Annotated in this window: 10 protein-coding genes; 2 read left to right on the top strand and 8 right to left on the bottom strand. The window is 38.7% G+C overall.

The genetic code is table 11. From position 1 onward, the window contains the following. The 8 genes from IEV17_RS01510 to adeR all read right to left on the bottom strand — a co-directional run bounded on the left by IEV17_RS01510 (position 1) and on the right by adeR (position 19,766). On the bottom strand, positions 1 to 6,093 hold the full coding sequence (locus tag IEV17_RS01510) for an SdrD B-like domain-containing protein (protein WP_004662631.1): 6,093 nt from the start codon (positions 6,091 to 6,093) through the stop codon (positions 1 to 3). A 130-nt stretch (positions 6,094 to 6,223) separates the two neighbouring features. Beyond that, positions 6,224 to 8,908 carry a beta strand repeat-containing protein gene (locus IEV17_RS01515; RefSeq protein ID WP_004662633.1) on the bottom strand — a complete coding sequence of 895 codons (2,685 nt, stop codon included), beginning with the start codon at positions 8,906 to 8,908 and terminating at the stop codon, positions 6,224 to 6,226. A 39-nt stretch (positions 8,909 to 8,947) separates the two neighbouring features. Then, a complete protein-coding gene (locus IEV17_RS01520) occupies positions 8,948 to 9,442 on the bottom strand; it encodes a hypothetical protein (protein ID WP_004662635.1) in 495 nt (164 codons plus the stop codon). A 232-nt stretch (positions 9,443 to 9,674) separates the two neighbouring features. Further along, positions 9,675 to 12,233 carry an SdrD B-like domain-containing protein gene (locus tag IEV17_RS01525; protein WP_004662636.1) on the bottom strand — a complete coding sequence of 853 codons (2,559 nt, stop codon included), beginning with the start codon at positions 12,231 to 12,233 and terminating at the stop codon, positions 9,675 to 9,677. Next, a complete protein-coding gene (locus IEV17_RS01530) occupies positions 12,220 to 14,907 on the bottom strand; it encodes a hypothetical protein (RefSeq protein WP_004662638.1) in 2,688 nt (895 codons plus the stop codon). The genes IEV17_RS01525 and IEV17_RS01530 overlap by 14 nt, the downstream gene beginning before the upstream one ends. Positions 14,908 to 14,926: 19 nt before the next feature. Then, positions 14,927 to 17,587, bottom strand: coding sequence for a DUF11 domain-containing protein (locus tag IEV17_RS01535; protein WP_004662639.1), 2,661 nt, complete (start codon positions 17,585 to 17,587; stop codon positions 14,927 to 14,929). Between the two features lie 324 nt (positions 17,588 to 17,911). Next, the gene (gene adeS / locus IEV17_RS01540) at positions 17,912 to 18,991 is read right to left on the bottom strand and encodes a two-component sensor histidine kinase AdeS (protein WP_004662640.1); all 1,080 of its coding nucleotides are present in this window, start codon (positions 18,989 to 18,991) and stop codon (positions 17,912 to 17,914) included. A 43-nt stretch (positions 18,992 to 19,034) separates the two neighbouring features. Next, positions 19,035 to 19,766, bottom strand: a complete 732-nt coding sequence (adeR, locus tag IEV17_RS01545; RefSeq protein ID WP_004662643.1) for an efflux system response regulator transcription factor AdeR — start codon at positions 19,764 to 19,766, stop codon at positions 19,035 to 19,037. Positions 19,767 to 19,909: 143 nt separating this feature from the next. Between adeR and IEV17_RS01550 the strand changes: the two genes are divergently transcribed. Then, positions 19,910 to 21,055, top strand: a complete 1,146-nt coding sequence (locus IEV17_RS01550) for an efflux RND transporter periplasmic adaptor subunit (RefSeq protein ID WP_004662644.1) — start codon at positions 19,910 to 19,912, stop codon at positions 21,053 to 21,055. Then, positions 21,055 to 24,165, top strand: coding sequence for an AdeB/AdeJ family multidrug efflux RND transporter permease subunit (locus tag IEV17_RS01555; protein ID WP_004662646.1), 3,111 nt, complete (start codon positions 21,055 to 21,057; stop codon positions 24,163 to 24,165). The genes IEV17_RS01550 and IEV17_RS01555 overlap by 1 nt, the downstream gene beginning before the upstream one ends. Positions 24,166 to 24,180 lie beyond the last annotated feature (15 nt).

Here is a 24,180-nt window from a genome sequence, read left to right on the forward strand (position 1 = left end):
TTATGGTTCTCTCGAAGAATTTATTCCAGCGTTATTACCAGCAAATAGATTCTCATCGAACTTGAATCTAAAACGAACATAAGCGCCCTGAATTGTAGTATCACTATCTACCAGATCATCATCTTTATAACCTGAGAAGTTATAGCCACCTGACAACCATAAGTTTGCTGCAACAAGATACCCAACCTCACCACCAACGAGAACTCGACGCCCTGAACTCATATCAGACCATAATACACCTGTGTGTACTCCTGCATCCCATCTTTCATTGATGTCATACATAGCTCTTGCACTGAACATATGTGTCATACCTGTAGACTCTAAACCAGAGAATGTAGCCTGCACATTTTTCACCGCATATTGACCCGACAATGTAAGATCACGCGTTGGATGATAATTTAAATGGTTCGAGAAAATATAAACATGTTTAAGATACGGATTGTTTAAATCAGTTTTATTATCATCATAACGATATTCAACTTTAGCTAGTGCATCAAAACGATTGTGTTCTGTATCACGATAAGCCAATCCTAATTGGAAGCGATCTACTAAACGATCACCTCCACTATTACTTTTACTATCTGTTAGGCTAACGACATTTTTTGCCAATAATGTCACATCATCCGAATATTTATAAGCAGCGCCTAAATTGTTCAATATCGTATCTGATTGATCTGTCCAACGTGCTTCAATTCGAGCAACTGCTTTCCAGTTAGGGTTCTTTAAATATTCAATACCTAAAGATGCTGCTGTGCTATCAGAATTTGAGTTATTGGCATTTGATAATGATTTAGTTTGCTCAAAACTCGTATTGGCATAAAAACCTTTTTCAAGTTCCCAACGATTACGTAAACCAATTGCTGCCTCAGCCTCTCTCGCACTAATACCATCCCGAACACGATATTCACTGAAAGCTGTTCCATTATTGTTATATTTACTATCTAAACCAAATACCGTTACATTTCGGCGTTGATTACTATTCAGATCATAAAGACCGTTAATACTTGAAACTAATTCGTGACGCGCGTAAGCACGGAGTTTGGAATTAATTTGATAATTTGCACCCAACGCAAAAATACGACGATCCGCTTCAGAAATGTCTTGTTCATATTCAGCAAAGACATTCGAACCTTGCCAAGGTAGTTGACTGATTAATTTAGAGCGAACTGTGACACCATGATACGGTGCAACTTGTGTTGTATTCAGTGTTGCTGGATTAGATGACTCATCATAATACTTTAAACCAAGTTCTACAGCCAAAATACGGTTAATTGCCCGTTCAATACTTGCTGATACACCTTGATTTACGCCACTTAACTGATCTTCTGTGCGAATCGCTTCAAGCTTAGCTAAGCCGATTTTATTTAATTGTACACGTCCCTTAATGCCACTCTCTTTACGACCAGCAGTAATAGGTGCCGCTGTATTATAAAATTCTCTATCAGCTTGGTTATGATAAACTTTCATTTCCAAGTCTTTATAAGAATAGTTTAATTCAACTCGTGCAGCATCACCCGATAACTTACCAGTTGCATCTGGTTTCACATTATCTGACGTCGATGAATTTAAGTCATCATTAATATTCTCTGAACGAGCAAACTCAGCAATGAATTTACCTTTATCATTGGCAAATTTAACGACAGTATTCACACTTGCTAACTGATCTTGAGTTAGTGGGTTATTACTTTTCACATAAGAACCACCGACTTTAGCTTTATCGGTGACTTTTACAGAACCAGACACACCACCAACCGTATATTCTTCACCACCTTGATCAGATTCAACTGTAATTCGTAAATATACTGGGTTTAAGTCAGCATCAACACTTGGAACTGGATCTTTCAAATAAATACTATTACTGAAAGTATCAATCTCATAATCAGTAAAACGAGTCAAACTTGTACGTGCAATAATTAAACCCGAATTATTACGATCACGCGTAATAACTTCTACTTTTTCACTGTTTTCACGCACGTCTTGCGCATTAACACTACTACCTAAACTATAAGGACCTGAAATACCCATAGCACGTTGTTCATTCACAACTTGTTGTGTATTTGTCTGTGCAGCAAACGCAGTAACTTTATATTTATCAGCTTCTACTGTACTACGAACACCTGTCAATGAACGGTTGTATTGACCTAAAGATAAGCCCTCATCATTTTCAGTACGTGTTACGTAGTCACCATACATTGCATATGAACGTCCTTTATCGACACGAACATACAATTTACTAGTAGATTGAGCATCAAAGCCTTTGGCGGCAGAATCACCGTAAACTGGATAGTATTCATCAGGACGAATATCACGGAATAATCTTTGGTTTTTATCTTTATCTGAATCATATGCAAGTGTAAGCAGGTATTCACCTTTTACCTTACCTTTCAAAAATAATGCAGCACGACCCGTTATATTGCGCTTTCCATCTTTTGAAGCTGAAATCTCATTTAATTCTTCTTCAAAACCATCATTTGAATTAATGCCACTCAGTTCTTTAGGGTCAAACTTTTTGAAATTAAAAGAACCTTCAACCATACCTACAGCGATAATCGGTCTTAAATCAGGTAAGAAACGAATAGGTGTGCTTGAATGGAAGATACCACTTTCAACCGATAATGTTCCTTCACCAGCTTCAATTGGCGCTTGAATTGGAACAAGTAAAGTTCCACCTTCAACGAATACTTGAATACCCGGCTGTTTTGGATCTAAGTCTATTAAGTCAATCTTACCGATTGAACTATCTAAGGTGATAGGTGTACGGTTCGAGACAAGCGTACCATGTCGATCGACAATTTTTAAATTAACATTAAAACGATCACGTCCATTTGCCTGTGGAATCGTTTTACTCGGCTCAAGTTGCAACTTATCTAACTGATCAGGTGCAATAACATTAATACGTTTAATGTCTCGAGTATTGCCCATCATATCCACTTGACGTACTTCGATGGTGTTGTGACCTGTACTTAAATCAACACCAATAAAGTCTAAACCTGAAACCTGCATGTTCGGCAATACAGCACGTTTACCAATGCGCTTTTCAGGAACACGAGTTCCATTTACCCAAAGCTCAAGCAGAGTACCTGCTGCACCTTTAACCTGAATAGAGGTCTGAGGATAAGGCAATACTTGCCCATCTTTAAGATTTAAAATTTCTAGTTGATTATTCACAGCCGTTTCTAAAGCTGCTTCAAGATTAATCATTTTCGCAGGATTAACAGTATCTACAGACTCTTCATTTGGCAGAGCAAGAGTTGAAGAACTCGGTAAAGCGACAGATGGTTGAACACCAGACTTTTCTGGCTCAAATTGTATTTGCTTGATTTCTTTAATTTGTTCTTTTGAAAAATCAAGATTACAATTCGCCTGAACTCCAACTGCTGAAATACAGCCACTAGATGGCTGTCCACGAACATCCGTAACTTTAGAAAAAATTGGATCAATCGTTAAATCAGAACGTAATATTTGCTCTAAATTTGTATTATCTTGTTCAATACGTTTTTTACGCTCTAGCACCCGTTCAATTAAAGATTCTGAACATTGACCAACACCTTCAGCTATCGCAAAATCGGCACGATGCAATTCACCACGTTTTAAATCGACAAAACGGCTATTTGGATCACCTGCTTGGCGATTATTTATTAATACTAATTCAGAACCAATTGGTAAACTTGTACGATCGACTTTTAAAACATGCGTTTTTGCACTAATTCCATAGAAATCATACTTACCTTCGCTATCAGTAATAACATAACTACCATCTTCAAGATAAATACGAACACCAGGAACACCTATCTCACCAGCATCTTGGACACCATTCCGATTACAGTCAGTAAATATTTTACCAACAATAAAACCGTCAGAAATCATCATACCAGGTGTGACTTCTACTTTCGCTGATGCTTCATTAGACTCAATACCTTTCGCATCTTTGGCACGAACACGGTTTACACCATCACCATTGAGTGCATTTGGTCCAATATAAACGCGATACTGTACTTTAACTTCTTTATTTGGAGTGAGTGTACCTAGTCCAAGTGTTAAATAAGGTCCCTTACCACCTAATGGATCTTTTACCTTTTTACCATCAACACGCATTGAGCCTTGAACATAAATAAAGCCTCGAGGAAGTGTATCTGTAATTGAAACATTCGTTGAATCTGCCGTTCCACGATTTGCAACATTAACTGTATATTCTTCGAATTCACCAATTTCAGCAGTTTTATTTGAAGCAACTTTTTTTACAAATAAAGATGAATTCGTATTATCCACTTCAGGGTCAATTGGAATATCAATATTGAGTGCAGGGTCACCATTATTTAATGTGAACTGTCCTGCATAAGACCACTTTAAATCAACCGCTTTATCTGCTGGGAAACTTGAATATACCTTGCGATCACTAATAAAAGTATAATGTTTGTCACCCGGAATAGTCTTTGTGTCAACAATAAAACTATATGTACCTGCTTTCACCAGTGGGTAGATAAATTCACCAGCACTATTAGTAACTTGTTTTGCAGGAATAGAAATCTTATCACCAGTTTGAGGATCAATTTCAAATGCTACATTATCAGCAATTGGTTGACCATTTTGATCCAATAAAGTAACTGTAGCACCGGCTACAGGTAAACCAGTTTTAGCATCAAATACTGTACCATACGGATCCATTAACACACTTGTATTAATGTCGGTAATCGTTCCAGTCGATTGGCCTTGCGCATCCAAACAATCTGTTAGACTGATATCAACTTTATCACGTTTAAGCGTTTGCAAAACTGCATCATATGGAATGCCTTTATCTGAAAGAGTTGTTGGTAATGTATAGCGAAATACACCTGTATTTGGTCCCGTTTCAATACCAATGACTTCTTCTAAATCACCTGTTTTTGCTGATTTAATTCGAATTTTTACACGATCTGCACTATAACGATCAGCATTACAACTTGCATTCTTAGCTTCTATATTCAGTGGTTTATTTACACTACCAGTTGCCAAAATACTCTTAAAATCACTTGAATTATTTGTAATATCTGCTGAGCCACTAACTAAAGTAGATGCAACGTTTGATAACACATCTTTTTGACTATCAGTAACAGCATATGAAACTTTATAAGTATTTTTTACTGTGGTTTTTGCAATATTGCGGTTCATACTAACAACAAGATCAACTTGCTCAGATGTATTTGCAGCAATTTGTGGGAAACCGACAACAAGCTGGTTGATCTGTGTAACGTCACTTGGAGCAATAGTGCTATAACTATTATTGGCAAGCTTGTATAAAATTTTGGCTTGAGTATTTTTTACTAAAGCAGATTTAAATGTTGTATTTGGCGGTAAATCATCAACCAACAAAACCATCTTTTGTGTTTGACCATCCACCATGACATCGGTTGGTCTAGCTGGCTTTTTACCTTCGTTGCTAATATTGAGCGTGTAATTTAAGTCATAATTTGCACTTGCAGAAGGCTCAAAAGTTTTTTGTTGTACTTCTTTAGTTGCAACTAATTTTGCACCATAGCTAATTGCACTATCTGTAGCGGTTGCAATTGCTGTTGTATCTTCAACAACTGTTGCTTTAATTGGTAAATTAAATTGCTGACCTTCGGTTAAATTTGAACTTGTGGTAGCAACTACCCACAAATTGACACTTTGGCCAATTTGTAAAGCTACATTAGTTGTTAATTGTTGATCATTTGTATCAAATTGACCATCTTTGTTGCTATCTATGTAGATTTTAACATTGTTTAATTCATTAATTGTTAATGCTTCTAGCTGAACATTAACAGGTGCATTACTATTATTCGATAAAGTATTAGCCCATATTACTCGCACACTAGGTTCGACATCGAGTACTGGTGGCGTAGTTAAAGTAATAGCATATAAAGCTGAAACATGAACTTCGACTGTATTAGAAACTGATTGTTGTTCTTTACCATTTGCTGCTGTAAAAGTTGCGTAAGCAACGTTTTGGATTGTACTACCAACTTCAGGAATATTCGCGGCGTGACCATACTGCGCAGACAATATCGATATTGTCAACGTTGATAACATGAAAGACATGTTTCGACTTACACGAATTTGCTTCTGTTGTAGCACAGCGCTCTACCCTTCAACTAAATAGTCTAAATAAAAAAACTTTAAAATTATTGTTGTGGACACCTGCTTTGCGCAAATGCCCACATATTTAATCAGTTCATTTTGAGCAATCGAAATTGCTTAATGAATATTAATTATTTACTTTGATTACAAACTCTAATACCGCACTTGTATTAGGTACAAGAGGTGTTTTCTCAGCAGCGATAGTACCTGTTGAACCATCAGTTAATGCAGCAGTTGAAGTACTCAATGTCGCATTTGTAGCTACTGGAGATGCACTTGCAATCACTTTCAATGTTGTATATGCAGGTGTAGCATCGCTAATCACAACATTAGTTACGTCAGCATTACCTTCATTCGTTGCAGTAATTCTATACTTCACACATTCGCCTGGTTTAGCAGAAACTGTATTTTGAGTATAAGTACCAGCAACACCTGTTGAACAGTTTGCTAAAGATTGCTCTTTCACTAAACGTACTTGACCACTTGTAACAGTCGTTAAGTCAGTATTCACTAGATCAGCAACAGACTGACCACCAACAACAGTTGGTTTGATCGTCAATACAACTGCACTTGGTGTTCCAGCAGTTGCATTTGTTGGAGCTTGAACTTTGATGAGTAAGTTAACAGATGCACCACGAGCGATACTTCCAGATACTGCAGCAAGATCATTACCTGTAACTAACTCATTAGCATCAGCCACGCCATCGTTGTTTAAGTCAACGAATAAGCTTGTTACCCAACCATTTGCAGCTTGGTCATTCGTAAGTGTAAACGGTAAGCTACCAGCTGTAGCACCTTCAACAATGTTACCGTTGTTGGTTAAGGTATGCTTGTAAACAACCGTACCGCCTGGTGCAACTTGACCAGTACGGTCATTTTGCAAGCTAAGGATACGATTAGTTTCAACTGTTACACGATCAGACATTACATCTGTTAAGCCAGTAGCAGGAGAAGCAACTTTAAAGATAACTTCTTGATCACCAGCTGGAGCATTTGCAGGAGGCGTTACAACTGCAACAAGTTGAACACTACCACCACTTGGTACATTACCTGTATTCGTGATTGGAGCACCTGTTGGATTACCTGCACCATCAGCTAAGTAATATTGTACTGTCCAACCCGTTGGTAATGTAGGTGATGTAGATAAATTATAGTTATCTCCAGTTGCACCTTTATTATCAATAGTTAATGGGAAGTTAGTTGCTTGACCAGGTTTAGTTGATTTAGTATCAATAAATTGACCAGTATCTTTACCTGACGCGCCAACAACAGTACCAGTACTATTTGTTGCATCACCATTGTGTAAGTCAACTGTAGATGCAACGACTTTATCAATGACTAAAGTAATTGTATCTGTACCAGTAGAATTAGTAACAGGTGTTGAAGTTAAGATCGTGCTGATTGGCGTCGTAGAAGAATAGCCAGAAGGTAGAGTTACCTTAGCAACAACTTGGTATGTAGCGCCGCTTGCGATTGGACCAGTGTCTGCAACACCATCACCATTCGTATCAGTTAATGGCGTTACACCATCAGCTTTGAATAATTCAACAATGCTACCAGCTGGTAAAGAGTTTTTGTTTACAGTGATGTTGAATGCTTCTGTAACATTACCAGTGTTATGTACAACGATTGGCTCACCACCACCCGCAGTAACACCAAAGGTAACTGGAGTACCTTGAGTTGTTGACTTAGTAATTACGTCATCAGCTGGAGCCGTAGAAGCTTGTCCATCAGCAAAGGCATCTGTCGTACTGTCGTTAATTGTACCTTTTTTAACACCTAACACTGTTACATCGTTCGGGTTAGATGGTGTTTTACCTTCTGTACCTGGACCATCTGGATCCACTTCAGCGATGTTTGTAATGATACCAGCTGGAGTATTTTGGTTTACTCGAACTTTGAATTTCAATACACCACTGCTGTTTGCAACAACTGTAGGAATAACTAATGTAGCCGTTCCTGAAGTGAAGTTATATCCATCAGAATCAGCAGTACCATCGTTTACAGCAGTACCATTTACAGTAGCAGAACCAGCAACATAAGTTAAACCAGCTGGAAGTACGTCTGTAATTGTAACGTTAGTTGCAGTCGTGTTACCAGTGTTCTGATAAGCTAAAGCATATTCAACTTCACGTGCCGCAGGGTTTGATAAAGTTGCATCTACATTACTAACGCTAGCAGATTTTAATAGACTAATTACAGCGCCATTGGTAATCTTAACTGTATCAACGTTTTTAGCAGTTACACTTGCATCAAAACCACTGATTGCTGAAACCGTTAACTTACCAAGATCACCAGCAGTAACGTTGTTGCTTGCTGTTGTTGCTTGTACGATTAAGTTAACAGATTCGCCTGCTGCTAAAGTTACGCTTGTTACAGGAGTTTGGCTATCTGGAACACCATCTTTGTTGGCATCAAGATAAACTTTTAAACCACTGAAATCGTAATTATCTGTCGTGTTATCACGTGTATCATTATTTGCAACAGCTACGTTAAAGGTATCGCTACCATTACCAGTATTTGTTAATGTGTGAGATAAAGATACTTGACCATTCGCGTTAGCAGTTTTAGTTTGATCAGCGATCAACGTGAAACTTGCTACTTGCAATACAGTCGTAGTAACTACGTTTGATGTCACAGTTTTATTAGAACCATTGCTATCAGTATAGCTTGCAGATGCAATGTTACTAATGTTTGTGCCCGCACTAGGAGCTGCTGCGTGTGCTGAAGAAAGGAAAGCTGCACCACCTGCAACAAATGCAATCGAAGCTGCTAATTGCGTTAGTTTTAAACGTTGAGTTTGATTTGACATTCGGAACTTACCCCTGTTGAATATTCAATGTCAGTTTGTTTAATTTTTGGTTTTGTCACTGTTAATACGCGTTTGTGCTGATACCGTTACAGATTTCCCAGCAGGAAGTTCTGCAATCGTCCAACGTAATGCACGATAATCTTTCAGTGGAACATTCACCATTTGATTACCCTCTTTGCGTTTTAAAGGCATCGGGGCAAAATTTGTACCGTCTGTACTTGCTTGTGCGTTTTCTGGCTCAGATTTAGCCAAAAATAAAGTTTCTACGGGTATTGGTAACGTAGCAGCTAAGTTTTTAATTTTTCCTGATGTATTATTTGTATACGTTGCACGATACTCGATTACATCGTTTGGCTTCACTTTATTCACTAACTTAGCTACTGGTTTCCCATCTGTGCTTACACTAATGAGATACGTTTTTAATTCTACAGATACAGGATCTTTTGCAACTTTAGTTTCAGCAGAGACACTAACCGCCAAAATCAAACTAGCTGCACCAAGTAAACCTTTTTTCCAATTATCTTTTAAATGCATCTTTATTGTTTCCAAACTCAACATCCTAAATTTCTGAACAGTTTTTTAACTCAAAGTTCAAATAATTTTTACCATTACAAAAATACAGCATTTTTATGTACTTTTGTTGAAAAAAATCACTTTTTTGTAAAAAAAACATCTACTGGTTCAAATAATAGCAACTTCTATACCAACTATTCGCACAAAGTATGCCAAATAAATAATATTTTCGGCATACTCTATCTATTATTTACTATTGCGACACACAAAATCTCAGAGTACCTGAAGCTGATGGATTTAATAATCCAGTCAAGCTCCATTCAAGATAATCACCAGAATGGCTTGTATTACAAGTATTTCCACTTGGTGTTAGGCTACAACTCACACTGCCAAAATTAGTACCAATTGGTAAACTATCTTTCACTTTTACGTTCTGTAATTTCTTGGTACTGTTATTTTTATAGGTAATTTCATACTCTAAATAATCTTGCTTAGCAGCCTGATTAGTCGTTACAAATGCATTTGTATCGGAAGAAGTCGAAGGACAGCTTGCGACTGCACGAACTTTTTTTGTCAGTGTTAAACCAGCACTACCAATAAGTGTCACATCCTGACGTTTAAGCGTTTGCCCTAAAATCGTTTGTGACGGATTTGTCAGAGCAAATTGGTAACTTGCTTGAAGAGTTCCAATATGTTGTGCGCCAGCAGCAACATTAGTTGGTACATGAACTCGCTGTACTAAACAAATATCAGCACTTGGCTGTAATAGAACAGTACTTGCAGCAGTTGGGTTAAATACAACTTCACCCATATCTACCTGACCATTACAGTTCGTATCTCGATAAACCAATGCTTGCCAAGGTTGATCGGCGCTAGCATTTGGTCGCTGAGTCTGAGTCTGTACTAATTGAGTGAGTTGAACTGGAATTTGTGTGCTTAAACGGTGAGGATAGTCCGTGACATCTCCAGCAATAACTGTATGCTGCCCATCTTCATTCAACACAACATTAATAATCACATCACCAAAATTATTTGCTGCATAGCTTGTCGCACTTGTCTTGGTTAAAGCAATTGTATCTGATGAACGGGTGTAGCCCGTTGTGCCACTGACAGAAATATATTCAGGTAAATTCTGCTGAACAATACAAAATAATGATGGCAACAAGCTTGGTACAATTGAGAAAGCATAATCACCATTTGCACTTGTCACTGTTGAAGCTAGTTGTGTAGTAGTATTACAGTCAATCAAACGAATTGTACTATTTGCAATCCCAACTTCACCTGCATCTTGTATGCCATTATATGCTTTACTCGCATCTAGCGTTGTTCCGCTATTATCAACAAATACTCGTCCAGTAATTGCTGTTGGGTTAACGATCACGGCATTAACAGAACTACTCACTAGCGTATTTGATGAGGTTGACTCTATTGTTGCTGTATTGGTTAACGTACCTGCTGCGGTTGCTGTACCCTGAATCGTGATTATACAGGTTGCTGTTGTTGCACCCGTAAACAGTCCCGAAACTGTCCAACCTGTATTGTCATTACCAGTCAAACTTGGTGTACAAGATGTAGCCGATGGACTTGTTCCCCCTGTACCCTGTGTCGTAATAGGTGTTCCAACAAGAGAAACATTTTTTAAACTGACTGGAAGTGTGTCATTAAAAGGTAAGTTTGCTACTGTCCCACCCAATGTTGCACCTGATGGCGTATTATTGGTGATAGTTAATTGATATTGCATAATTGAATTAACAGGAACATTGTTTAATTGGGTCTGTACAAATGTTCCTGATGTCCCAACGCGCTGACTCTTAACAATTGAAATATCACTATCAGCATCCATACTTGAGAGGCCAAAAAAGAAAGCATCTGCACCATTGTTGGCCCATGCTCCACCACCATCCCCACGCACATAAATATCAAATGTTAATGAGGTAATTCCTTTACCTTTGATATAAACACTGCCACTAGCCCCACCACTTCCACTGGTAGCTGTAATTTTGGATGCATTATTAACAATATCATTCCCACTTACAGTTAACTCTTTACTCCCAGCCAAACGACTCATTACAGGTAATGTCGAAAGATTACTTCCTGTTAACGTAAACTCCGCAGCAAAGCCTAGACTACCTACTGTTGCCCCCATCCCCGCAGCTTGCAAAATAGGATTTGTAACAGGTCTATTAAAAGTTACCTGGATAGTTCCCATTTTTATTCTACTATTACTAGAGGCACTCGCAAGTCTAAGCCCTCTAGTCATTAGAAACATAGCTACACCATAATTATTCGCAGCACTAATCCCGCCATTCGTACTTGAACAGGCTGACCCATTTACACAACCACTTGGCGCATTTTGTAAGCTTGCGGCAAACATTTGATCTTGACCACCACCAATTGCATTCAGTGGTCTAAGAATATCTGCTGCTGTTACATTTGTAGCATCTCCAGCTGCACCCATCGTTAACTCTGGTTTATTCGCCCCAGATTGACCAGAATAAGTTGCTGTATTATAAACGGAATTTGTAATAGTATAGCTAACGGTTGTTGTCGGCGTATAAGCCTCACTTACGTTATCTGAAGGGTTATTTCTATTAAGCAAAAACGTATGTGGTGTTGTATCTGCTCTTGGTCCTTGTTGCCCTGTACCAGAGCCTGAATAAATCTCAATAGTTGGTGGAGCAGCCAATACAGCTTGACTACACATCAAACAAGTTAAGATAAACAAAACCAAAATATATATATAACTAACTTTATGATTCATCATGCTGTAATTAGAGATATTTTTTTTCATTTTTTGCTTACTGCCCCACATAGCGCACCCCGAAATTAAATTCATAACTTTGGTTTGCAGCTACACTATTTAATGTTCCTGAAACCGCACCAGCATTACCGACTGTAGGAGCCGTCATACTACTACATGATGTGCAGATAGGCGATTGAGATAAAACTGTATAGGCAGGCGTCATGTCTCTAAAGGTAAATGCAGTACTCATAGCAGTAGCACTTGTATTGGTTAAAATCACCTTATACAAAACACACTGACCTTGACCATTTGCTTGTTTACCGATATTGAGACTATTTGTTGTATAGGACTCATCAGCTGTGCCATCACAATTAAAATCACGTGCTTGCAACTTACTCAACTTCAATTGTCTCTGATTCACTGTAGTTACATCAGTAATTGATGCCAAAACTTGACCATTCGCATTATTCGTTAAATTAATCGTGGTGGTATTCGCTTGGGCAATATTATTTGCTACAAGATTTTTAACCTGAAGCAATAATTTGACTTGTGTATGTGCTGCTAATTTTCCACCCGGCAAGTCAGCTAAACTTCTCATCACCAAATCCCCAGCATCAAAAACACCATTTCCATTTACGTCATAGAAAAGAGTGCTGTTAAACTCAACCTGATCGTTATTCGAAAGAAAACTATAGTTCCCTGTATAATCAACATCAGTATTATTGATTAAAAGATGACTATAAATGACGGTGCCTAATGGCGAGACTTGTCCACGAAAATTTGGCGTGAATTCTACTTTAGCTACAGAATTGACACTTTGAATAGTAATCGCATCCATAATAATATCTTGGCTCGGATTACTACTATTATTACCACTTACAAAACTTGTAGAAAGAGCGCGGAAATAGATCGGTGTAGTTACACTACTGTTCAATTGATCCACTTCAACAACAGCACAGATTAACTGACTCTCACCATTATTCAGATAGATGGTTTTACCTGTTTCGCTACCCATGACATTACAGTTTGAACCATTTCCAGAAACATAAAAACGAACACGGTTCACGCCATTAGGCAAAGTTAAGCTTGTAAAATTACTCGTCGAGTTCGCACTAAGTAAATATTCAGTTCCAATACCAGTATGGCTCACTTTTAATGGAAATATTGCTTGCCCACCCGCAACAGGATTAGTACTTGTTGCGGCAATCACGATTTTCCACGGATTACCAGCGTTATCAACATTCCCATTACCCAAACCATTGTTTTCAGGACTATTCGTCAAATCAACTAAACGTGCTACCGTTGTGGCAAGTAAATTACCCTGATCTTTAATCGAACTCGTTTTGCTAATATCACCTAAAGACTGAGCTTGAGGTGAAACTTCGAATGTCGTATCAGTCGTTACAGCATAACTACTAGGTAAACGTACTTTAACAACGATTGGTAAATTTACACCTGCGGATAATAAACCTGTATCAGGAATACCATCTCCATTGCTATCTAATAATGGGGTTACGCCATCTGCACGATAAAATTCAATTTGGCTACCTGTCGGAAATGTACTACCTGTCATTGTTACATTAAATACATCAGTATTATTACCATTATTCCAAACATAGTTATTAAAGCTAAGCTCCCCACCTTGAGCCGCAGCAGAAGCAACAACCGTAGCACTATTGTTTACATCAGTTGCACTACCATTAATTTTGACATCATAAATTGAAGCAACATTAAGTACAGCTATGTTACTGAGATCAGATATATTTGCTGTTGTTGTATTATTATCATGATCATACCCAAAATTAACGGTATTATTAATTGGTCCAGCAGTTGTTTTATTTACTTTAACTTTAAATTCAATATAGCCAGTTGTATTTGCTGGTACTGAGCTAATGACTGCAGTTACAGTATTTGATGTCACACTGTAATTGATTCCTGCTGGATCGTTACTCCCAGTACTTGGATTTACAGTTGTACCGTTCCAATTCTCACCAGCATTTAGTTGATAAACCAAATTTGAATTGAGTGTATCTGTTAAAGTTACAGAGCCTGTCGCTGTACTACCTAAATTTTGATAATCTAAACGAACGGTAACAACGTCTCCATTTGCCACGCTTGTTTGAGAAAACTTTTTACGAACAACTAAAGCAGACTGATTCGTAACAGTTGCTGTATCGACATTGGTCTTTGTTTCAGATGCACTATTTAAAGAATTTACAGTTAATGTTAATGATCCATTTTGACTAACCGTTGCTCCACTCGGTACATTTGCCGCCACAATAAGACCAACTGACTCGCCCGCACTTAAAGAATAAGAAGTAATCGCTGCACCATCAGGCACGCCATCATTATCTTTATCTAAAAATACAGATAGATTACTGTAGTCATAGCTATCTCCAGTATTATTTGTCACTGCAAAGGTATACTGGTCGACTTCATTACCCGTGTTAGTCAAAGTATGGTTAAAATATACAGTCTGACCCGCTACGACATTTTTAGTATTATTTGCCGTTAAATTAACAGAATAAACTGGAAGAATCGTTGTTTGAACTAAATTCGAACGGCTGACTTGGACAACGGTTGAACCTTCTTCAGTGTATTCACCGATCGCCATATTACTAATGATTTGGCGTGTAGGAACAGCAGCAGAGCTAGACTGATGCACTCCCAACAAAGTAACCAACAAAATCCCTAAAGTGATCTTGCTGTTGCGGATATTTTCTAATGTATTGATTATATTCATCTTTTAGCATCCGACCAACTTAAGGTGTAACCTGAATAGAAAAATACAACGCTGCTTGCTCCTGTGGTGCAAGTGCTCCAATATTTCCAGATATTTGATCTCCACTCACAGCTACAGAACCCTTACTCACTGACGGCGGCAATGCATTTCGCAAAATACTATAAGCAGGTACAACGTCATTAATCACAACATTCGCTGCTGGTGTTGAACCATCATTTTTAATTGTTAAACGATAGGTAACGCATTGATTTGGCTTAATCGTCAATGGGTTACTTGCATAGGTCGCAGTGGCAACATTCATAAGTGCACATGCTTCATCTTTAGACTGTTCTTTGGTCAGACGAAGTTGCGTAGGATCAACTGTTGTTAAATCTGTATTTTGAATTGTTGTAAGTGTTAAACCTTGGATTGTATTCGTGGCAGAGACGACGATATTTGCTGCACTAGAAATACCATTTACTGCAGTTAATGGAGCTTGAACTTTTAAAATTAGTTGAACTGAACTTTGAGGGTTTAATCCACCTGTTATAGACAAATCAGTAGCGATCGGATCTGTAGTATCTAATACACCATTATTATTGGCATCGTAATACAAAGTATAAGTGAAACCATCATTAATGTTTTGAGGGACTACGCTAAGACTTACTTTTCCGCTTGTATCACCTTCAACAAATGTACCCATATTTTTTAATGTATGCAGATATACAACCGTACCGCCGACATTAATCCGCCCTTGTTGATCATTTGCTAAAGTCAACTTGCGTACAGCCACATCAACTTGATCTTTAATACTGTCACCTTGAGCATTCATCGGTGATTTCATAGCGAACCAAATTGGTAAACTTGTCAAAGTCGTATTCGCAGGAACAGTGACAACAGCACAATACTGTTTAGTTGTTCCAGCCGCCATGTTGCCAGTACTGGTAATTTCTCCCTGTAACGTTTGACATGTTGCATCACCATTATAGAACTTCACTACCCAATCTGTTGGTAACGTCGTATTGATACTATTAATGTCAATCGTTGTACTCGATGCATACAAATTATAATTATTTGAGGCCGTGCTATTATTTCGAATAACAAGTGGGAAAACAGCTGTTGCACCTTTTACAGCATTTTTCACCAATAAAGCTTGCCCACCTGAACCAGTAACGTTTCCAACTCCCACACCTGAATTGTTACTGTTATACAAATCGCTTTCGCCCACAGCAACTGTATTGACTAATCGATCACGCGTACTATTTTTTACACTAGTATCTGTTACGGAAGTTGCGGTAATGTCGAAATCCATTGTACTTGTAGAAGTACAATTCGCTGGGAAATAAACCCCTAATTTAATTCTTTTTGAAGTGCCGTAAGCCAATCCGCCTGTATCAATTACACCATCGCCATTAGTATCTGTCAGCAATGTACGACCATCTGCATGATATAAACGAACTACAGCACAACTTGGTACGTTACTTTTAACGAAGCTTAAATTATAAGTATCAGTCGCCTGTCCTGTATTCCAAACATAATTATCAAACTGGACTTCTTTTGCTACGCCACCAAAAGTATTATTTTGGATTTGTAAGTTATTCAAACCACCGTTTGGCTCGCCATCATCATTCGCGTTACTTGGGCTATAGTTAAGTACCACACCTAAGGTTTGCTGAACGTTAAAAATTACAGTATTCGTTAGCGTATTTTTCAGAATAGCATTTGATGCATTGTATTGTTGATAGTCGGCGGTATTGGCAACTTTTTCGGCAGCATTCGCATTCACAGTGACTTTAAAACTTACTGTGCCTTTACTTAAAGCTGCCACACTTGCAAGCTCTACATCTACTTGCCCATTACTCACTTTATATTTTATTGGCGCATTTGCACCCGTCTCAACATCATCAGCATCAGTTAACGATCCTGAACCATTCCCCCAACTACCACTACCCGATTTATATGTTACATCTGTAGCTAAGATATCTCTTAATACGAGTCTTGCTGCCGCAGTACCCGTGTTTGTATAAGCTAAGGTATAAGTAATTTCCGTGCCAGTTTTACCTGTGCTGATATTTTGTGATTTCGTCACTTGAATTACAGCATCATCCACAACTTTTGCTGTATCACTTACAGTCATAGCGATCGCATTATCATGCTGGCTTGTAGCTGTTAAAGTAAAATTAGCGACGTTATTTGCAGTTACGTTGGTTGGAATACTTCCAACTACAACTAATGAGGCAAACTCGCCAGCTTCTAAACGAAAACTTGTGGTTGAATTCAGTAAATTATTATTATCATCAGGCTCGCCATTCTGATCCCGATCGATGTAAACGGCTACATTATCTAAATTAAATTGATCATTCGTTAACTGAGTAAGGCTTAATTTATAGTCGTCTACAATGTTACCAGTGTTGGTTAAAACATGCGGGAAGTTAACTTTGCTTCCAATAGTCCCGATATTTTGTTGATTACTTTGTAAAGTTAAAGAGTAAATTGGTTGAACAGTTAAAATAACTGCATTTGAATTAATAACTTGCAAATTACCTTGTTCATCATAGAAGTCACCACTTGCAATATTTGTGATACTACTTCCTGCTTTAGGTTGAGCAAATGCAATAGAACTATGAAATCCAACAAATAAGCCAAATAAAGCGATAAATGAAGTTTTTGAGACAGCACTTTTCTTGAATCGGCTTATCATGTTTCAGAACCCACAAAAAATGTAAAGATAGATTTCTTATTGACAAATTGTACGAATTTATTGACAATTTTCACAAAAGAATACTACAAAAATATCGACTTGAACACATAAATTGACAAAAACGTGATTTTTTTATTTGGTTTTACCAAGTGGTAAAAAAACTTCTAGATCAATGTTATGTCTAAATAATAATCTGGTAATGATTAAAGATTGATTAAATTTTTTTCATTTCTAATTTTCATTTTCACCATTAGTAAAATACAAATTATATCAACAACTTAGATTAAGAAAAATTACAAACTAAATTTTAAACTTTCAAAAAATTTATATATGATCTTTTTCTATCGGTAACTTAATGATAAACACACTATTCTGATTTGGATTGCTGTATTCAATTGAACCTTTATGCGCAATTACAATCGCATATACAACAGCTAAACCTAAACCTGTACCGCCAAATTCTTTATTCCTTGACTGTTCCAATCTAAAAAAAGGATTGAACAAATCTTGTTGATATTCTTGAGGAATGCCCGGCCCTTCATCTTCAATGTTTAAAATCCATTCTTTAGCAGTGCTACTTGAAGAAATTTTAATTGTGCCTGCATTTGTGTATCGAACAGCATTATCAAATAAAGCAATTAATATTTGTTCAATACGTCGTCGGTCACAAAAAATAAGAGTCGTCGCTACTCGCAGTTCAGCAGTTAAATTTGCTGTAGTGAATCTTTGTTCAAATATTTTTAATACTTTTTCAACGCTGTCCTGAATATTGACCCATTCATGATTTAATCGTAGCTGTTGATTTTCAACAAGGCTCAGTGTACGAAGATCTTCAACAAGATGAGACAAACCCTCAACTTGATTTAATAGACTTTTAAATAAGATTTCATCAGGTTTAAAAACACCATCTAAAACACCTTGTAAACGTCCTTGCAAAATCGTAATAGGGGTTCTTAACTCATGCGCAATTGCAGCATTCCAAAGTTGGGCATTTTTAACAGAACTTTCTAATTGTTTTGCCATACTATTAAAGTTATGCATCAACTCAGCTATTTCAGTAGAATGAATTTGACTGTCATCAGCCCGCGCGGATAAATCGCCCTGACTAATTTTTTTTGCTGCATCTGCCAAGAAATTGATTGGCTTAATAAAACGTTGGGCAAGATGCATTCCAATAATGATAGAAATGACACCGCCACAAAAAATTACCGTAGATAGCCAAATCCAATCGACAAAATGGAATTCCGTCCAATCTTCTTGTAATGAACTTAAAGTAATCCATCCCGCATCGATGGCATAGTTATAAATGAAATAGCCCAGAAAAACTGAAAAAAGTGTCACACTTAAGTTCACAATACTTAAGGCAATAAAGAGCTGTTTACTGATTCCTGAGTGACTTTTCATAACATTTTTTCCAAATAACTTGCCTGTTGATCATTTGACTACACTATATTTCTTGTGGATGATCTAGTCGGTAACCGACACCACGAACATTGATCAACATCTGCTGCAATCCATGCTCCTCTAATTTTTTTCTTAATTTACTGACATGACTATCTACTGTACGTTCTAATGCATCACTATCAGGCAGACAATGATTTAAAAGCTCACTACGAGTAAATACTTTATGAGGGTGATCAATCATTTGCAGTAAGATTTTATATTCAGTTAAGGTTAAATTTAGCATTACTTTTTTATGTTGCTGATGAATATAAACACTATGAATATCGGTATTAATTTCAATATTTTTATAACTTAGATTTCTATTAAGTACCTGCTGACTCTGCTGTGTTCGTCGAAGCACTGCTTGAACACGAGCCACCACTTCATTCGGATTAAAGGGTTTGACTACAAAATCATCCGCACCAATTCTTAATGCCATGACCTTATCAATTTCCTGATCTAATGCCGTAAGCATAATGACGGGGGTTTGCGCCTTTTGACGAATTTTGCTGAGTACGTCCCAGCCATTCAGTTCAGGCAATTTTATATCCAACACAATGAGATCGATTGTTTGTGCGGCATGGATTTCAATCGCCTGTTTGCCATTCATTGCCCGAATGACACGCATCCCTTCACGCTTGAGATAGTGCTCAATAATATCTCCAATATCATACTCATCCTCTACCACAAGAATAAGTTTGTCGTGACAATCGAAAGAAAAGGAATGCTCAAACATAACGATCTAGATCAATAAAACAATCGATTCATCATACGCTGATTTATCTGTTTATCTCCACACTTTTTCCACACTTCCCCGATGTTGGTTACACAAAGCTGGAAAATAATGCCAGCATCAAAAACTCCCAAGGTTTGGACAGAATGCAAAAGCATCTATTACTTCCATTATTTTTATCCATCGGGCTTGTATTACAAGGCTGTGGTTCTGATGAGGCAAAGCCAGCTGAAACGCCCCCTGCGAAAGTGAGTGTTTTAAATCTTCAACCGCAAGCGGTCAACTTTAGTGAAAACTTGCCAGCCCGTGTACAGGCTTTCAGAACTGCCGAGATTCGCCCACAGGTCGGCGGTATTATTGAAAAAGTGTTATTCCGACAAGGCAGTGAAGTCAAAGCTGACCAAGCGCTGTATAAAATTAATGCTGAAACCTTCCAAGCAGATGTGAACAGTAATCGTGCCTCTCTGAATAAGGCTGAGGCTGAAGTAACGCGTTTAAAAGTTCAGTTAGAACGTTATGAACAACTATTGCCAAGCAATGCGATCAGTAAGCAAGAAGTCAGTAATGCCCAAGCCGAATATCGTCAGGCCTTAGCTGATGTTGCCCAGATGAAAGCCTTACTTACACGTCAAAACCTAAATCTGCAATATGCCACGGTACGTGCCCCGATCTCGGGTCGGATCGGACAATCGTTTGTCACTGAAGGTGCATTGGTCAGCCAAGGTGATGCCAATACCATGGCAACCGTACAACAAATTGATAAAGTCTATGTCGATGTAAAACAGTCAATTAGTGAATACGAACGTTTACAAGCTGCGCTACAAAGTGGTGAGCTATCCGCCAATAATGAAAAAACGGTGCGTATTTCAAATAGCCATGGTCAGGCGTATAACGTCACTGCCAAAATGCTATTTGAAGACATTAATGTCGATCCAGAAACTGGCGATGTCACCATTCGTATCGAAGTTCAAAACCCTGAAAGAAAGTTACTTCCCGGTATGTACGTACGTGTCAATATTGACCGTGCTTCTGTTCCACAAGCTCTCTTGATTCCAGCACAAGCGGTACAACGTAACATCAATGGCGAGCCACAAGTGTATGTGATCAATAGCAAAGGTGCAGCAGAGATTCGCCCAATTGAGTTGGGACAACAATATGATCAGTTCTACCTCGCCAATAAAGGCCTTAAAACAGGCGATAAAGTGGTTGTAGAAGGTGTAGACCGTATTCAGCCGAATCAAAAACTTGAAATCAGCAACTGGAAAGTCCCTGCAATACAAGGAGCTCAATGATGATGTCACAATTCTTCATTCGCCGCCCTGTGTTCGCTTGGGTGATTGCGATTTTCATTATTTTATTTGGGCTACTGAGTATTCCCAAATTACCGATTGCCCGCTTTCCAAGTGTGGCGCCGCCTCAAGTCAACATTAGCGCGGTATATCCAGGTGCGACTCCAAAGACAATCAATGACAGTGTTGTGACTTTGATCGAACGAGAATTATCTGGAGTTAAAAACCTGCTTTACTATAGCGCGACTACAGATACCTCAGGTACAGCCCAGATTTCTGCGACCTTTAAACCAGGTACAGATGTTGAAATGGCTCAGGTTGATGTACAAAACAAGATCAAGGCTGTTGAAGCACGTCTACCTCAAGTGGTTCGCCAGCAAGGCTTACAGGTTGAAACCTCTTCATCAGGCTTCCTGATGCTGGTTGGAATCAACTCACCAAATGGACAATATTCTGAAGTTGACTTGAGTGATTATCTGGTCCGTAACGTGGTCGAAGAACTGAAACGTGTTGAAGGCGTAGGTAAAGTTCAATCCTTCGGTGCAGAAAAAGCCATGCGTATCTGGGTCGACCCAAACAAACTGGTATCTTACGGTCTGTCGATTAGTGATGTCAATAATGCGATCCGCGAAAATAACGTCGAGATTGCACCCGGTCGACTTGGTGATTTGCCTGCTGCCAAAGGTCAATTAATCACAATCCCCCTGTCTGCTGAAGGTCAGTTGGGCGATGTTGAACAATTTAAAAATATCAGTCTCAAAAGTAAGACTAGTGGTAGTGTCATTAAACTATCTGACGTTGCCAATGTAGAAATGGGTTCACAGGCCTATAACTTTGCGATTTTAGAAGATGGCAAACCTGCAACGGCTGCTGCAATTCAGCTCAGCCCGGGTGCCAATGCGGTGAAAACGGCTGAAGGTGTTCGAGCCAAAATTGAAGAATTAAAACTCAATTTACCTGAAGGCATGCAATTTAGTATTCCTTATGACACTGCACCTTTCGTTAAAATTTCAATCGAAAAAGTAATTCATACCTTACTTGAAGCCATGGTTCTGGTGTTCATTGTGATGTATTTATTCTTGCATAATGTTCGCTATACCTTAATTCCAGCCATTGTTGCACCAATTGCGCTGTTGGGTACTTTTTCGGTGATGTTGCTTGCAGGCTTCTCGATTAATGTACTGACCATGTTTGGTATGGTGCTCGCGATTGGGATTATCGTCGATGATGCGATTGTGGTGGTGGAAAACGTCGAGCGGATTATGGCAACTGAGGGCCTGCCACCGAAAGAAGCAACCTCCAAGGCGATGAAGGAAATCACCAGCCCGATTATTGGTATTACCTTGGTTTTGGCCGCAGTATTCTTGCCGATGGCATTTGCCAGTGGTTCGGTCGGCATTATCTATCAACAATTTACCTTAACCATGTCAGTGTCGATTCTGTTCTCGGCATTATTGGCATTGATTTTGACTCCCGCACTATGTGCCACCATCCTCAAACCGATTGATGGACATCATCAAAAGAAAGGTTTCTTTGCATGGTTTGACCGTAGCTTCGATAAAGTCACCAAAAAGTATGAATTGATCCTACTGAAAGTGATCAAACACAGCATTCCAATGATGGCGATCTTTGTGGTCATTACAGGCCTTACGTTTGCAGGCATGAAGTATTGGCCTACAGCCTTTATGCCCGAGGAAGATCAAGGTTGGTTCTTGACTTCGTTCCAGTTACCTTCTGATGCCACTGCCGAAAGGACGCGAGGCGTGGTCAATGAGTTTGAAAACAGTTTAAAAGACAATCCGGATGTCAAAAGTAACACCACCATTATGGGCTGGGGTTTCAGTGGTGCAGGTCAAAACGTAGGTATTGCCTTTACCACGCTCAAAGATTTTAAAGAACGTACTTCAAGTGCAAGCGAAATGACGAATGCTGTCAATGAAACGATGACACATAGTAAAGAAGGCGCAACCATGGCTGTGCTTCCGCCTGCCATTGATGAACTTGGGACTTTTTCAGGTTTCAGCTTACGCTTACAAGACCGTGCCAACCTAGGGATGCCTGCACTTTTAGCTGCACAAGACCAGTTAATGGAAATGGCAGCCAAGAATAAAAAGTTCTATATGGTCTGGAATGAGGGTCTACCGCAAGGCGACAATATTTCTTTAAAAATTGACCGTGCAAAATTGAATGTTCTTGGTGTGAAGTTCGCAGATGTTTCTGACATCATTTCAACGTCAATGGGCTCAATGTATATCAATGACTTCCCGAATCAGGGACGTATGCAACAAGTGATTGTACAGGTCGACGCCAAATCGCGGATGCAATTAAAAGATATTCTGAATCTGAAAGTCATGGGTTCAAATGGGCAATTGGTCTCTTTATCGGAAGTGGTCACACCGCAATGGAATAAAGCACCACAGCAATATAACCGCTATAACGGTCGCCCATCGTTGAGTATTGCAGGTATCCCGAACTTTGATACGTCATCTGGCGATGCCATGCGTGAAATGGAAAACCTGATTGCCAAATTACCAAAAGGCATCGGTTATGAATGGACGGGTATTTCCTTACAGGAAAAGCAATCTGAATCTCAGATGGCGTTCTTACTTGCCCTTTCCATGCTGGTGGTATTCCTTGTTCTGGCTGCACTTTATGAAAGTTGGGCAATTCCGCTTTCGGTGATGCTGGTCGTGCCTTTGGGTATCTTTGGTGCAGTGGTTGCGATTATGTCTCGAGGCTTGATGAATGATGTGTTCTTTAAAATTGGCCTGATTACCATTATTGGTTTATCAGCCAAGAACGCGATTCTGATTGTCGAATTTGCCAAGATGCTGAAAGAAGAAGGCATGAGTTTAGTCGAGGCCACTGTTGCCGCAGCTAAACTGCGTTTACGCCCGATCTTGATGACTTCGCTTGCATTTACCTGTGGTGTGATTCCTTTGGTGATCGCTTCTGGTGCCAGTTCAGAAACACAGCATGCCTTAGGTACAGGTGTATTTGGTGGCATGATTTCAGCAACAATTCTGGCGGTCTTCTTTGTCCCAGTCTTCTTCATTTTCATTCTGGGTGCAGTTGAAAAACTGTTTTCTTCGAAGCAAAAAAAACCATCTTAAATGACATTGAGCAGA

This window comes from Acinetobacter modestus, assembly GCF_014636095.1.
Lineage (GTDB): Bacteria > Pseudomonadota > Gammaproteobacteria > Pseudomonadales > Moraxellaceae > Acinetobacter > Acinetobacter modestus.

What these genes read in the sequence shown, in the direction of transcription:
- IEV17_RS01515 (WP_004662633.1), bottom strand. Translation starts at nt 8,908, where the DNA reads ATGTCAAATCAAACTCAACGTTTAAAACTAACGCAATTAGCAGCTTCG.
- IEV17_RS01520 (WP_004662635.1), bottom strand. Translation starts at nt 9,442, where the DNA reads ATGCATTTAAAAGATAATTGGAAAAAAGGTTTACTTGGTGCAGCTAGT.
- IEV17_RS01525 (WP_004662636.1), bottom strand. Translation starts at nt 12,233, where the DNA reads ATGTGGGGCAGTAAGCAAAAAATGAAAAAAAATATCTCTAATTACAGC.
- IEV17_RS01530 (WP_004662638.1), bottom strand. Translation starts at nt 14,907, where the DNA reads ATGAATATAATCAATACATTAGAAAATATCCGCAACAGCAAGATCACT.
- IEV17_RS01535 (WP_004662639.1), bottom strand. Translation starts at nt 17,587, where the DNA reads ATGATAAGCCGATTCAAGAAAAGTGCTGTCTCAAAAACTTCATTTATC.
- adeS (WP_004662640.1), bottom strand. Translation starts at nt 18,991, where the DNA reads ATGAAAAGTCACTCAGGAATCAGTAAACAGCTCTTTATTGCCTTAAGT.
- adeR (WP_004662643.1), bottom strand. Translation starts at nt 19,766, where the DNA reads ATGTTTGAGCATTCCTTTTCTTTCGATTGTCACGACAAACTTATTCTT.
- IEV17_RS01550 (WP_004662644.1), top strand. Translation starts at nt 19,910, where the DNA reads ATGCAAAAGCATCTATTACTTCCATTATTTTTATCCATCGGGCTTGTA.
- IEV17_RS01555 (WP_004662646.1), top strand. Translation starts at nt 21,055, where the DNA reads ATGATGTCACAATTCTTCATTCGCCGCCCTGTGTTCGCTTGGGTGATT.